The sequence below is a fragment of the Geodermatophilus sp. YIM 151500 genome (genome assembly GCF_025716945.1).
GTDB lineage: Bacteria > Actinomycetota > Actinomycetes > Mycobacteriales > Geodermatophilaceae > YIM-151500.
In genome coordinates, this window is sequence record NZ_JAOVZT010000009.1 from 166962 (window position 1) to 180139 (window position 13178).

A 13178-nucleotide genomic window follows, 5' to 3' on the forward strand; every position below is an offset into this window, starting at 1 on the left:
CGTCGTGCGCGACTACACCGCTCTGCGAGGTGAGCCTAACCTTATTCGTCGACGTGTCGGCGGCCGGCGCTCATGGGAACCGGCCGAAGGAGACCGGCTACGCCGACGCGGTCCCCGCTCCCGGACTGTGGCCGTCGAGTCAGCCGTGCACCGCGTCGTGGAAGGCGACCTCGGCGCGGAGCACTGAGCCGAACCAGCGATCGAGGTCCTCGTCGCGGACGTCGGCCGGATCCACGGCGTCGACGTCGTCGCGCAGCGCCGCCACCTGGGCGAGGAAGGCGTGCCCCGTGTGCAGGTCGATCCACGCCTGCAGGTCCGGGTGCCGCCGCGAGGCGACGTCCGGAGGAACCCCGGCTGCGGTGGTGCACCAGCGGGCGTACATCGTCTCCGCGGCCAGCATCCCGGTCACCGCCGCCGGCCGGCCACCGGTGGCGACCTGCGCCAGCACGACGTCGGAGAGGACCGTGGCGCGTTCGGCGGTGCGGGCGGCGTCCTCGTCCGCCAGCGGCCAACGGTCTCGCAGGCCGGCGAAGTACTCGCGCTGGTCGGTGACCAGGTTGTCGAGCGACGCGGCGTGCGGCAGCAGGCTCGCCCAGGTGGGTGACTCCCAGACCACCCGGCCCAGCACCCGCGCGGCGGTCAGCACGAAGGCTTCCTCGACGAGCAGGTAGCGGGCGAAGTCGCCGTCCGAGAGCGTGCCGTCGGTGGCCTCGCGGACGAACCGGCAGCTGCACGCCTCGTCCAGGACGGCGCCCTGGCGGGCGACCAGCGCGGCCGCGCGACCGGTCACGCCCGGACCAGCCAGCGGACCATCCCGTCGAAGAGCTGGGCGTAGCCGGGCCACTCCTCGCAGAAGGCCGGCGGGGCCCAGTGCGGGGAGCAGTCGGAGGTGAACGCCGCCGTCCGGCCGCGGCCGTGCTCGCCCACGGCGATCAGCGGGTCCTCCCCGACGCGCGCCAGGACCCGGGCACCCTCACGGGGCACCACCCGGTTGTAGCCCAGCAGCAGGGGCCATTCACCCTCGGTGCCGCCGAGTGCGGGATGGTCGGCCTCGACGACGGCCGGGCGGACGCCGGCCGGGCACTCGACCCGGTCGTCCTCGGTGAGCATCCCGACCGGCAGGATCTCGGCGATCGCCGTCTGCCGGAACGCGGCGCGGGCCTGGAAGCCGCTGAAGGACAGATAGCCGCCGATCATCAGCAGCGCACCGCCGGCGGTCACCCAGTCGGCCAGCGCACGCAGGCGGTCCTGGCCGGGCACCGAGTGCTCGAAGACGCCGGGTGCCAGTTGGATGGAGTTGGCCCCGATGTCGGAGAGCACCACGAGGTCGTAGGCCGCGAGGGCCTCGGCGTCCCCGGGGAACTGCGTGGGCACCAGGTGGGCCGGCAGGTGCACGACCTCGTGCCCGCGGCCGGTCAGCGCGTCCCGCAGCGGGCCGACGCCCTCCACGTAGGAGTGGACGCTGAACTCGTCGACGCCCTTCACGTGCGTGGACGTGGTCATCCAGCTCTCGCCGGCGATCAGGATCCGGGCCATCGGGGTCAGCGTCCTTCCGGTTCGTGCTGCGGGCCAGCCGCGCGCTGGAACAGGTGGCGGGGGTTGTCGGTCATCAGGGAGTGCACGAGCGCGGGGTCGAGGCCGCCGCGACGCAGCCGGTCGGCGAACACGACGGGGACGTAGGCCAGGCCGTTGCCGCCGAAGCGGGCCAGCATGGCCTTGAGGAACAGGTCGTGGGAGATCAGCAGCCGGTCACCGTGCCCGGCCTCGACGAGGGCGGTCACCGCCTCGGCGGTCTCCGCCGGTGCGGGGGACTGGCCCTCACCGGGGAAGTGGAAGGGCATGCCGATCATGTCGAACTCCAACGTCACCCCCCGCTCGGCGGCCGACCGCTGGTAGGACCGGTCGGCGCCGGAGGGGTCCATGTGGCAGAGGACGACGGCGCCGGGGTCCACCCCCTCCTGGTCGAGGACGACGTCCAGCACCTCGTGGGCACGGCGCTGCCACCCGGGCAGGTGCACGAACAGCGGTACCCGTACCTGCCGCTGAGCCCGGCAGGCGGCGCGCAGCGCGTGCCGTTCGTCGTCGGTGAAGGCGGGGGAGACCCCGATCTCGCCGATGACGCCGGGGCGCAGCTCCCGCTCCGGGTCGAACTCCGCGGCCAGCTCGGCGGCGAGGTCGTCGATCCCGGTGGTGGCCAGGTGCGGGGGATGGGTCGCCTGCAGGTACCAGCCGGAGCCCATCACCACCTGCACGCCGGTGGCGCGGGAGAGGGCGACCAGCCGTTCGGGGGCGCGGCCGAGGCCCGCCGGGGTCAGGTCGACCACCGTCCGGCCCCCGGCCGCGGCGAAGGTCTGCAGGTCGGCGGCCATGGCGTCGTCGTCGTCCAGGCGGCAGTTGTCCGCGCTCTCGTACGGGTGGTCGGCCAGCAGCCAGGCGAGTTCGGCGGTGACCGGCGCGTCCAGCCGGGCGGCGACCCAGGGGTCGTCCGCCGTCCGGACGGCGGTGGCGTTGTCGTTGGCCAGGTGCTCGTGCGGCAGGACCAGCCCGAGCTCGGCCGCGTCCACGTCACCGAGCACCGTGCGGACGGCGGTCACGAGCGGCCGGTCAGCTTCCGCAGGGCGTGGACGACACCCGTGCTGCGCAGGTTGACCCAGATGACCACCAGGAGCACCGCCCCGGTGATGATGGGGGTCAGGAACGGGCTGACGCCGATGAGGGTGAGCCCGTTGGCGATCACGGTGATGAGCACCGCACCGATCAGCGTGCCCACCACGGTGCCCCGCCCGCCGAACAGGTTGGTGCCACCCAGGACGACCGCGGCGATCACGGTGAGCTCGAAGCCCTGGGCCGAGTTCGCCGAGCCCGATCCCAGCCTGGCGGCCACCAGGATGCCGGCGATCCCGGCGGCCAGACCGGAGAGCATCAGCGCGGCCATTTTCACGCGACGGACGTTGACGCCGGCCCGGCGGACCGACTCCTCGGCCGAGCCGATGCCGATGACGTACTGCCCGAAGCGGGTCCGGTGCAGGGTGATCAGGCCCACCACGACCACCAGGAGGGCGATCCAGGCACTGCTGGAGAAGCCGAGCCACCGAGCGCTGCCGAGCTCGGCGAAGAAGGTGCTGGAGTCGATCGGCACCGAGAAGCCCTCGGTGGTGAGCAGCGCGATGCCTCGGATGACCGAGAGCGTGGCGAGGGTGACGATGAACGCGGGGATGCCGGCATATGCGGTGAACCAGCCGTTGACGAGGCCCCAGCCCGCGCCCAGGAGCACCCCGGCGAGCAGGACCAGCGAGGAGTCCCACCCGGCGAGGAGCAGCTGGGCGCAGACGGCCGAGACGAAGGCGATCGTCGAGCCCACCGAGAGGTCGATCTGCCCGGCCGTGATCACGAACGTCATGGCCACGGCGACGATGAGCACCGGGGCCACCTGGGTCGCCAGGTTGGAGAGGTTCCCGAAGGTCAGGAAGGTGCTCGAGGCCACGGCGAAGACGAGGAAGACGGCCAGGGTCACCGCCGCCATGACCACCGTGGCCTTGTTCGCCCGCTGCCACCACGACAGCCGCCGGGCGAGCCGGCGGTCGACGTCGGAAGCACCTGTCTGGGTGAGAACGGTCATCAGGCCACCTCCTCCTGGGGCTCGGCGCGGGTGATCAGCGCGACGAGCTTCTCGATGTCCAGCTCGCCGATCGGGACGTCGTCGACGCTCTCGCCCTCGTACATGACGGTGATCCGGTCGCAGACGCGGAAGAGGTCCTGCAACCGGTGGGTGACGAGGATGACCCCGACGCCCCGCGCCGCGACGTCGGTGATCAGCCGGAGCACCGACTCGACCTCCGCGACGGCCAGGGCGGCGGTCGGCTCGTCCAGGATGAGCACGTCCGGGTCGAAGGAGACCGCGCGCGCGATGGCCACGGTCTGGCGCTGGCCGCCGGATAGCGTCCCGATCTCCTGGTGCGTGGAGGAGACCTTGACGTGCAGGTCGGCCAGGATGCGAGCCGCCTGCTCGTGCATCCGCCGCTTGTCCACGAAGGGTCCCCGGTGCGGCTCCCGACCGAGGAACAGGTTGCTGGCCACGTCGAGGGTGTCGCACAGGGCCAGGTCCTGGTAGACGATGCCGATCCTCTCGGCCTGGGCGTCCGAGGGGCTGGCGAAGCGGACCGGGCGGCCGTGCACCCGGATCTGCCCGTCGTCGTGCTGGACGGCGCCGGCCAGCACCTTCATCAGCGTGGACTTGCCGGCGCCGTTGTCGCCGACGAGTCCGAGGACCTCCCCGCGCCGCAGGGTCAGGTCGACGCCCCGGAGCGACTGCACCGGTCCGTAGGACTTGGTGATCCCCGTGAGCTCGACGAGGAGGTCCCCGGTCTCGTCAGCCATGGCTCAGCCCTCCAAGTAGTAGAGGTAGTCCTCGTAGTTCTCCGGCGTGACGATCTGCGTCTCGACCGGGTACTCCTCCTGCACGGGGTTGCCGCAGGCCAGGTCGATGGCCGCCGCCATCGACTGGTAGCCGAACTCGTAGGTGTTCTGCTGCACGACCCCGGCGATCCAGCCCTGCTCCAGGCCGTCGACCACGGGCTCGGCGAGGTCCCAGCCGACGACGGTGACCCGGTCCTGCGCGCCCTGGCTGCGCACCGCGGCGGCCAGGCCGATGAGCGCCGGCTCCCCGGTGGCGTAGACGTACTCCAGGTCGGGGTTGCCGGTGAGCAGGTTCTCCGCCGCGGCCTGCGCGTTCTCCTGGATGTTGCGACCGTCGACGACGGTGCCGATGGTCATGCCGCCGGCGGTCACCGCTTCCTCGAAGCCGCGCTGACGTTCCAGCTGGATGGTGCTGTTGAGCGCTCCGACGACACCGACCTCGCCCGAGCCACCGGACTCCTCCAGCAGCAGTTCGCCGATCTGCGCACCGGCCTCGGCGTTGGCCGTGCCGACCTGGGCACTGACGGCCGGGTCCTCGACGATCGCGTCGACGGCGACCACGGGAACACCCGCGGCGTCGGCGGCCCGGATGGACGGCTTGATGCCCTCGGTGTCGATGGCTGCCACGATGATGGCGTCCGCGCCGTCGGCGACCAGGGTGTTGATCGCGTTGGCCTGGGTGACCGAGTCGTTCTCGCCGCTGACGATCTGCAGGTCCACGCCGTACTCGTCGGCCATCGCCTGCGCGCCCTCGTTGACCTGGTTGAAGAACAGCGCCTGGAGGTTGATCGTCACCAGACCGATGCGGAACTCGCCGGTGTTCTCGCACGCCGTCGGCTGGAGACTGGGCTCCGGCAGCGAGCTCGTGCCGCCGCCGTCGCCTCCTGGGGCGGCGCCCTGATCGGCGGGGGAGCCCGTGTCGCAGGCGCTCAGCAGGAGCAGGCCGGCGCCGGCGGCGAGGGCGAGGGTGCGTCTCATTGCGTCCTCCAGGTGGGGTGGGCCGTGGTGCGGTCGAGGGGCGGTCAGGACGGGATCGGCAGAGGCGCCAGCGCGGCGTCGACCTCGGCCGGGCGGGGCGCGCCGCGGGCTCCGGGCACGGTGCAGGACAGGCTGGCGGCGACCCCGGCGCGGCCGGCCGCCGCCTGCGGCGGCAGCCCGGCGTCGACCCCGGCCAGGTAGGTGCCGGTGAAGCAGTCCCCCGCGCCCGTGTCGTCGACCACCCGGACCGGCAGTGCCGCCCCGGTGACCACCGAGCCGTCCGGTTCGTGCAGCGCCCAGCCGCGGGCGCCGTCGGTGACCAGCAGGCGGGTCGCCGACGCACGCGCCAGCAGTGCCCACTCCGCCGCGGGGATGCCCAGCAGCTCCTCCAGCCGCCGCCGCCCGACCACGACGTGGCCCGCGCGCCGGACGGCGGCCAGGGCCTGGTCGCGATCGTCGCAGCCGTCGAGGTCGATCGCCACGGTCACGCCCGGCCGCGCTGCGGCACCGACCTGGGCCGCGCGGTAGCCGTCGAGGTAGAGGAGGCCGCCACCGGCACCGGCGAGCCGCTCGGCGACGGCGGTGACGTGCGGCGGGCCGAGCGCGTCGTCCTGGCTGATCACCGCGCGCCGTCCGTCGGCATCGACGAGGACGACGGCCGTCGACAGGAAGGCGGCGCGGTCGGTCCACGCGCTGTCGATGCCCTCGTCGTCCAGCTCGTCGAGGAACCGCCGGGACACCGGGTCGTCACCCAGGACCCCGGCGAACGCGACGGAGGCCCCCGCACGGGCGGCGGCCACCGCCGCGTTGGCCGCCATGCCACCGGACAGGTGCACGACCTCGGTCGCGTGGATCCGCTCGTCCGGCCGAGGCAGGGCAGGCACCCGCGCGACCACGTCGAGATTGGCGTAGCCGCAGAAGACGATCACCGGCCTGCCGCCCGCGCGACCGCACGCACCTTCTCCGGGGCGACCCGTCCCCACCAGCGGCCGTTCACCTTGGCCGCGGAGGCGACGATGGCCCCGTCGCACTCGGCCAGCAGCGGACCGACGTTGCTCGGATCGATCCCGCTGCCGATGATCACCGGCAGCTGGGTGTGGTCACGGATGCCCACCACCTCGTCCACCGACGTGGCGTGGCCGGTGCGCGAGCCCGTGGCGATGAGGACGTCGGCGTCGAAGAACTCCGCGTCCTCCGTCTGCTCCGCCAGGGTGCGGTCGGCCACGATCGCGTGCGCACCGTGCTTGACGTGGACGTCGGCGAAGACCTTGACCGGATCGGCGCCGATGCCGTGCCGGTACCGGGTGGTGCGGGCCGCCTGACCCTCGATGATGCCCTCGTTGGCCACGTACGCGTTCGCCCACTGGTTGACCCGCACCCAGCCCGCACCGGCCGCCCAGGCGGTGGCGACGGCGCACTCCCCGGCGTTGGACAGCACGCTCACCCCGACGTGCGGACCCAGCTCGGCCGCGACGGCGGCGGTGACCACGCCCATCGTCGCGGCGACCTCGTAGCCGTGCTGCCCGGGCTTGAGGAACGGCAGGTCGCCGTGGTTCTCCACGATCACGGAGTCGAAGCCGTTGCCGACGTAGACCCGCGCCTCCTCGACGGCGAAGCGGCAGATCTCGGTCACCGGCTGGCCGCGATAGGCGGGGCTGCCCGGCAGCGGCGGCAGGTGCACCGCGCCGATCAGTGCGCTGCCCTCGCCGAACAGCGCGCCGATCGCCGAGGGCTTGGGCGGGAAGACGCCGAACACCGGCATGCGCTGCACTCCATGTAATCGATTGCCGAATGAGGAGGACCGTAGCCGTGCGGAGCCTGGGCGTGTCAAGGGCAATCGATTACATTCACGTTGCCTCGACGGAAGGGAGCGCTGTGCCGAGGGTGACGATCCGGGACGTGGCCGCCCGCGCCCAGGTCTCCACCGCCACGGTCTCCCGCGCTCTCTCGGGAGCCCGACGGGTGTCGCCCGACGTCGTCCAGCAGGTGCGCCGGGCGGCCGAGGACCTGGGCTACTCGGGCAACGGGATCGCCAGCGCGCTGCGTCGCAGTCGCACCGACACCGTCGGCATGGTCGTGCCCAGCATCGCCAACCCGTTCTTCACCTCGCTCGTGGAGAGCGTGGAGCACGCGTTGCAGCAGGCAGGTCGGCAGCTGTTCCTCTGCTCGTCCCGCTCGGATCCCGACCTGGAGGCGCAGCGGGTGCGCAGCCTGGTCGCCCGCCAGGTCGATGGCATCGTGATCAGCCCGGTGCACGGTACGGATAGCACGGAGGCGGTGGGCTGGGCCGCCGCCGAACTGCCCCTGGTGCAGGTCGACCGCTACGTCCGCGGCGTTCCCACCGACTGGGTCGGCGTGGACGACGACGCCGGCCTGGGGCTCGTCGTGGAGCACCTGGCCGCGCGCGGTGTCCGGTCGGCGGCCTTCGTCAGCTCGCAGCTCACCAACTCCTCCACGGAGCTACGGCTGGCCGGGTTCCGCCGGCACACCGAGCGGCTCGGCATCGCCGTCGGCCGCGGGTCGGTGTTGCTGGGGGAGTACTCGATCGACTGGGGGCGGAAGGCGGCCGCGGCGCTGCTGGGCTCGGGGCGGCTGCCGGATGCCGTCGTCTGCGCCGACGACCTGATCGCCCTCGGCGTCCTGCAGACCTGCTCGGAGGCCGGCGTCGCGGTTCCGGGCGAGGTGCTGGTGACCGGCTTCGACGACATCCCGTTCTCCGCGCTGTCGGCTCCGCCGCTGACCACGGTGCGCCAGCCCCAGGAGCTCATCGCCGCCGAGGCGGTACGGCTCCTGCAGCAGGCACTGGGTCGGGTCCCGGGCGAGCCTGCCCGTGTCGCGCTGCCCCCGAGCCTCGTCGTCCGCGCCAGCACCGGCTGACGCCGTCCTCGTCCGGGACCTCCGCGATCAGCGGGGCCATCCGGCGACGACCGCCGTGTAGAGCGCGACCGCGTGCTCCAGCTCGGCCAGCTCCACGTACTCGTCGACGGCGTGCATCGCCGCGGGCGTGCCCGGTCCCCAGACCACGATCGGCGCGTCACCGACCACCCGGCGGAGCACGGAGGCGTCGGTGAAGTACGTGGCCGGCGTGCGCTGGACCGGTGCGGGCAGGTGGGTGACCCACGGGTCGTCGACCCGGGTGACGACCGGGGGCAGGTCCACCCCCACCTGGACCTCCGCGACCTCCGGCTGGGCGCCCCACCACGCCAGCAGGTCGCGTCCGTCGCCGACGGAGCGCAGGTCGATCACCGCCTCCGCCCGGTCGGGGACGATGTTGGGCACCGTGCCCCCGGCCACCACGCCGCAGTTCCACGTCTCGGTACCGAGGAAGGGATCGGTGCGCAGCGGCAGCGCGCCGCCGGCCCGGGCGAGCACGGCGACCAGGTCGAGGATCGCGTTGTGCCCGCGCTCCGGGGTGCTGCCGTGGGCGGCCCTCCCGGCGCTGCGGACGGTCAGCCACAGCGCCCCCTTGTGCCCCAGCACGACGCGGTTGCCGGTCGCCTCCGGAACGATCACCGCACCCACGGACTGCTCGGCCACGTCGGCGGCGGCCGCCGCCGCGCCCTTGGACCCGGTCTCCTCGTCGCTGGTCATCAGCAGCGCCACGGGCGCCTCCGGATCCGCCGCGGCCAGCGTCGCCGCACCGGCGCCCAGCCCGGCTTTCATGTCGCTGCTGCCGCGGCCCCACAGCCGTCCGTCCTCCACGTCGGCGCCGAACGGGTCGCGCCGCCACGTACCGGGATCGGTGACCGGAACGGTGTCGACGTGGCACGCCAGCAGCAGCCGCTTCCGCCGGGGTTCGGTCGGTGTCCGCACCAGGCACCAGGGCCGGCCCGGGTCCTTCCCCGTGACGACCTCGAGGTGCGGTGCCCGGTCCCGCAGCACCTCGGTGACCAGCCCCATGGTCTCGCGCTGGGCGGCCGCGTCTCCGGACACCGTCGGCCGCCCGACCAGGTCTCGCACGAGGTCGACCACGTCCGACGCAGGGGTCAGCGAGCTCATGCCGCGATCCTGCCCCGGATCCCGGGCGATGACCCCGGGGATACCGTGCAGCGGGTCGGCGGACCGGGCGACCCATCCCCGGAGGGAGCAGCGTGATGGACGGGACCGGGGCGGAGCCCGGCCGGGTGATCGTCATCGGTTCGGCCAACGCCGACCTTGTCCTCGACGTCGACCACCGGCCGGTACCGGGTGAGACGGTGCTGGCGTCCGCGTCCACGACGACGCCGGGCGGCAAGGGTGCCAACCAGGCGGTCGCCGCGGCCCGGATGGGCGGGCGGGTCTCCTTCGTGGGCTGCCTGGGGCCGGACGGACACGCCGACCTGCTGCGGGCCTCGTTGGAGCGGGCCGGGGTGGATCTCACCCACCTCGCCGTCGTCGACGCGGTGACCGGCTACGCGGTCATCGTCGTCACTCCGGACGGCGAGAACTCCATCGTCGTGGCGGCCGGCGCGAACGCCCGTCTCGATCCGGGCACCGTCGACCGGAGTGCCGGGGACTGGGCGGACCGCGACGTCGTGGTCGCGCAGCTGGAGATCCCTATGGACGTCGTCGTGCACGCCGCCCGTGCGTCCGTGTGGCGTCGTGCCCGGTTCGTCCTCAACGCTGCACCGGCGGCCGTCGTGCCCCCCGAGGTCATCGCGGTGTGCGATCCCCTCGTGGTCAACCAGGAGGAAGCGGCGGCGCTCCTCGGGCACGGCAGGTCCATCGGCGACAGCGACCCGTCGGACGGGCCGGCCACGGCGGCGGCCTTGCTCGCCCTCGGTGCGCGTGCGGCCGTCGTCACGCTGGGCCCCCAGGGGGTCGCCCTGGCGTCTCCGGAGGGCGCCGAACGCATCCCTGCTCCGCAGGTGCGGGCCGTCGACACCACCGGAGCCGGTGACGGGTTCGTCGGGGCGCTGGCCGCCGCCCTGAGCAGGGGGCAGAGCCTCGCCGCGGCCGCCGGGGATGCCGTCGCATTCGCCGCCGCGGCGGTCACCCGGCGGGGCGCGCAGGCGGCCTACGTGGACCGGGCCGACGTGCCGGCCACGCTGTCGGCCGGTGGAGCTTCCTGAGATCCCCGGCCGCCCGCGGCCTTCGCGGCGACCCGCACCGGAGCGGGTCCTGTCGCCGGAGGAGACTCCGGCGCGGCCACTCAGTCGGTGCCGAACTCCATGGCGGCCCGGTCGAGCAGCTCGTCGTCGGCGGCGACCCGGCCGCGCGAGGCGATCGCCTCGGCCCCGCCCTCGGGCATCGCGCCGATCAGCCCGGTCGAGGCGGCCTGCGCGGCGCCGATCAGCGTCGGGTGCGCGCGGCCGACCATGCCGAGGGCGGCGTACTGCTCGAGCTTGGCGCGCGAGTCGGCGATGTCGAGGTTGCGCATCGTCAGCTGGCCGATGCGGTCGACCGGGCCGAAGGCGGAGTCCTCGGTCCGCTCCATGGACAGCTTGTCCGGGTGGTAGCTGAACGCCGGCCCGGAGGTGTCGAGCACCGAGTAGTCCTCACCGCGCCGCAGCCGCAGCGTCACCTCGCCGGTCACCGCCGTGCCGACCCAGCGCTGCAGCGACTCCCGCAGCATCAGCGCCTGCGGGTCGAGCCAGCGGCCCTCGTACAGCAGCCGGCCCAGCCGGCGGCCCTCGCTGTGGTAGGTGGCGAGGGTGTCCTCGTTGTGGATCGCGTTGACCAACCGCTCGTAGGCCGCGTGCAGCAGCGCCATGCCCGGCGCCTCGTAGATGCCCCGGCTCTTGGCCTCGATGACCCGGTTCTCGATCTGGTCGGACATGCCCAGCCCGTGCCGGCCGCCGATGGCGTTGGCCTCCAGCACCAGGTCGACGGGGGAGGCGAACTCCTTGCCGTTGATCGTGACCGGGCGGCCCTGCTCGAAGCCGAGGGTGACGTCCTCGGTGGCGATGTCGACCTCGGGGTCCCAGAACCTGACGCCCATGATCGGCTCGACGATCTCGATGCCGGCGTCCAGGCGCTCCAACGCCTTGGCCTCGTGGGTGGCGCCCCAGATGTTCGCGTCGGTGGAGTAGGCCTTCTCCGTGCTGTCGCGGTAGGGCAGGCCGTGGGCGACCAGCCACTCCGACATCTCCTTGCGGCCGCCGAGCTCGGTGACGAAGTCGGCGTCCAGCCACGGCTTGTAGATCCGCAGCGACGGGTTGGCCAGCAGCCCGTACCGGTAGAACCGCTCGATGTCGTTGCCCTTGAAGGTGGAGCCGTCGCCCCAGATCTGCACGTCGTCCTCGAGCATGGCGCGTACCAGCAGGGTGCCGGTCACCGCCCGGCCGAGCGGGGTGGTGTTGAAGTAGGCGCGGCCACCCGACCGGATGTGGAACGCCCCGCAGGTCAGCGCGGCCAACCCCTCCTCGACGAGCGCCGCCCGGCAGTCGACCAGCCGGGCGAGCTCCGCCCCGTAGGCGGTCGCGCGCCCGGGCACCGAGTCGATGTCGGGCTCGTCGTACTGGCCGAGGTTGGCCGTGTACGTGCACGGCACCGCGCCCTTGTCGCGCATCCACGCGACCGCCACCGAGGTGTCGAGGCCGCCGGAGAAGGCGATGCCGACGCGTTCGCCGACCGGAAGGGACGTGAGCACCTTGGACACGGGGTTAGATTATGCACGGCTGTGAATGACCATGCAAAGTGGCCGGTCCGGCCGGCCCGGGCGCGTCGGCTGCGACCCCGCCACCGTGGGCGCCGGGGTCGCGGGTGCGGGATGGGCCGTCCCGGCCGGGTCAGGCCCCGGACTGGGCCTGGAAGGCCTGCTCGAAGAGGTCGGTGAACACGCTCTGGTCCAGCGGCTGGGCGTTGGAGCCGGTGCGCTGCAGGAACACCACGCGCTCCCCGTCGACCGCCGTGGCCAGCAGGCTCGGCACGGTCAGGTTGGTGCCGTCGGGGGCGCTCATGGCGATGGTCATGGCCAGACCACCGCTGCCGTCACCGAGGGCCGGCACCTCCAGGGCGGCGAACTCGAGCGTCACGGTGCTGCCGTCGGGGGAGGTCACCGTCACCCGCGGGCACTCGGCAAGCAGCTGGTCGAACGCCGGGGCCTGGCCGGCTGCCTGACCGCCCTCGGCCAGCACCTCGACCGTGATGTGCGCCGGGGTCGTGGCCGTCTGGGCGACGATCGTGCCGAAGTCGTCGGGGGCCACCTGGGTCGCGCCGACGCCCTGCGCGCACTGCGCCGGCTCGATCGACGCCCCCGGGGGCAGCTGGCCGGGCGCGGCGGTGGCGAGCTCCTCGACACTGACGGTGACCACGTTCGCGTCCGGGCCGAAGGCCTCCGCGGGCAGCAGGGCGTCGAGGAGCGGCTCGCCGGACCCGGTCGGCTCGGGCGACTCCGACGGGGACTCGGACGCGCTCGACGTCGCCGGGGTCGAGGCGGACGCGGCGTCGGCGGCGCCGGCGCCCTCGGCGCAGGCGGACAGGCAGGTGGTCACGCCCAGCGCGAGCGCGACGGGGACGAGGCGGCGGGAGTGGCGGCGCGACGAGACGGTCATGATCCGGAACCTAGGGACGACGCATCGCGCCCGCCCGCCGGTACGGCCTGGTTCGCCCGCCCGGGTGAAGCCGTGACACGGCGGCGCGCGCCCCACCGCCCGGACCCGGCGAGCGTGCGACGCGACGGCACGGTCTGTGCCCGAGCGCGCCCGGCCCGGCCTGACCGGCCGCCTCCGCATCCCCTCGCACTGGTCTTCGCCACCGCCCTCGCCACGCGTGTGCAGGCCTCCTGACCTGCACATTCGCCTTGTCGGGCACCGCCTCGTCGACTATTCTCGAACACACGTTCGATGCGTCGGGGAGGTGCC

At 73.5% G+C, this 13178-nt stretch carries 13 protein-coding genes; 2 read left to right on the top strand and 11 right to left on the bottom strand.

Annotated features, from left to right (window positions below; all coding sequences use genetic code 11):
* Nucleotides 1-139 precede the first annotated feature (139 nt).
* From OF117_RS15890 to OF117_RS15925, 8 genes are read right to left on the bottom strand one after another with little or no spacing between them, the layout of a single operon-like run.
* A complete protein-coding gene (locus tag OF117_RS15890; RefSeq protein WP_263553816.1) occupies nt 140-790 on the bottom strand; it encodes a TenA family protein in 651 nt (216 codons plus the stop codon).
* On the bottom strand, nt 787-1536 hold the full coding sequence (locus OF117_RS15895; protein ID WP_263553817.1) for a glutamine amidotransferase: 750 nt from the start codon (nt 1534-1536) through the stop codon (nt 787-789). Before OF117_RS15895 ends, OF117_RS15890 begins: the two co-directional genes overlap by 4 nt.
* 5 nt (nt 1537-1541) lie before the next feature.
* On the bottom strand, nt 1542-2594 hold the full coding sequence (locus OF117_RS15900) for a phosphotriesterase (protein WP_263553818.1): 1053 nt from the start codon (nt 2592-2594) through the stop codon (nt 1542-1544).
* Nucleotides 2591-3619 (bottom strand): ABC transporter permease, encoded by a 1029-nt coding sequence (locus OF117_RS15905; RefSeq protein WP_263553819.1) that lies wholly within the window; start codon nt 3617-3619, stop codon nt 2591-2593. Before OF117_RS15905 ends, OF117_RS15900 begins: the two co-directional genes overlap by 4 nt.
* Nucleotides 3619-4377 (bottom strand): ATP-binding cassette domain-containing protein, encoded by a 759-nt coding sequence (locus tag OF117_RS15910; RefSeq protein WP_263553820.1) that lies wholly within the window; start codon nt 4375-4377, stop codon nt 3619-3621. Before OF117_RS15910 ends, OF117_RS15905 begins: the two co-directional genes overlap by 1 nt.
* A gap of 3 nt (nt 4378-4380) precedes the next feature.
* Nucleotides 4381-5394 carry a substrate-binding domain-containing protein gene (locus tag OF117_RS15915; protein WP_263553821.1) on the bottom strand — a complete coding sequence of 338 codons (1014 nt, stop codon included), beginning with the start codon at nt 5392-5394 and terminating at the stop codon, nt 4381-4383.
* Between the two features lie 44 nt (nt 5395-5438).
* Complete coding sequence (locus OF117_RS15920) at nt 5439-6323, bottom strand: carbohydrate kinase family protein (protein WP_263553822.1); 885 nt, start codon at nt 6321-6323, stop codon at nt 5439-5441.
* Nucleotides 6320-7156 carry a BtpA/SgcQ family protein gene (locus OF117_RS15925; protein ID WP_263553823.1) on the bottom strand — a complete coding sequence of 279 codons (837 nt, stop codon included), beginning with the start codon at nt 7154-7156 and terminating at the stop codon, nt 6320-6322. The genes OF117_RS15920 and OF117_RS15925 overlap by 4 nt, the downstream gene beginning before the upstream one ends.
* A gap of 122 nt (nt 7157-7278) precedes the next feature.
* On the opposite strand from OF117_RS15925, the gene OF117_RS15930 reads away from it, so the two are divergent.
* Nucleotides 7279-8271: a LacI family DNA-binding transcriptional regulator gene (locus OF117_RS15930; RefSeq protein ID WP_263553824.1), complete on the top strand. Its 993-nt coding sequence runs from the start codon at nt 7279-7281 to the stop codon at nt 8269-8271.
* Between the two features lie 27 nt (nt 8272-8298).
* Here the strand turns inward: OF117_RS15930 and OF117_RS15935 are convergent, their stop codons facing one another.
* Nucleotides 8299-9393, bottom strand: coding sequence for a M20 family metallopeptidase (locus OF117_RS15935; protein ID WP_263553825.1), 1095 nt, complete (start codon nt 9391-9393; stop codon nt 8299-8301).
* A gap of 95 nt (nt 9394-9488) precedes the next feature.
* Between OF117_RS15935 and OF117_RS15940 the strand changes: the two genes are divergently transcribed.
* Entirely contained in the window at nt 9489-10445 is a 957-nt protein-coding gene (locus tag OF117_RS15940) for a ribokinase (RefSeq protein WP_263553826.1), read from the top strand.
* A gap of 80 nt (nt 10446-10525) precedes the next feature.
* Here OF117_RS15940 and argG read toward each other — a convergent pair whose 3' ends face one another.
* Together argG and OF117_RS15950 are read right to left on the bottom strand one after the other, a co-directional pair.
* Nucleotides 10526-11974: an argininosuccinate synthase gene (gene argG, locus OF117_RS15945; protein ID WP_263553827.1), complete on the bottom strand. Its 1449-nt coding sequence runs from the start codon at nt 11972-11974 to the stop codon at nt 10526-10528.
* A 130-nt stretch (nt 11975-12104) separates the two neighbouring features.
* The gene (locus OF117_RS15950) at nt 12105-12869 is read right to left on the bottom strand and encodes a hypothetical protein (protein ID WP_263553828.1); all 765 of its coding nucleotides are present in this window, start codon (nt 12867-12869) and stop codon (nt 12105-12107) included.
* Nucleotides 12870-13178: the final 309 nt, after the last annotated feature.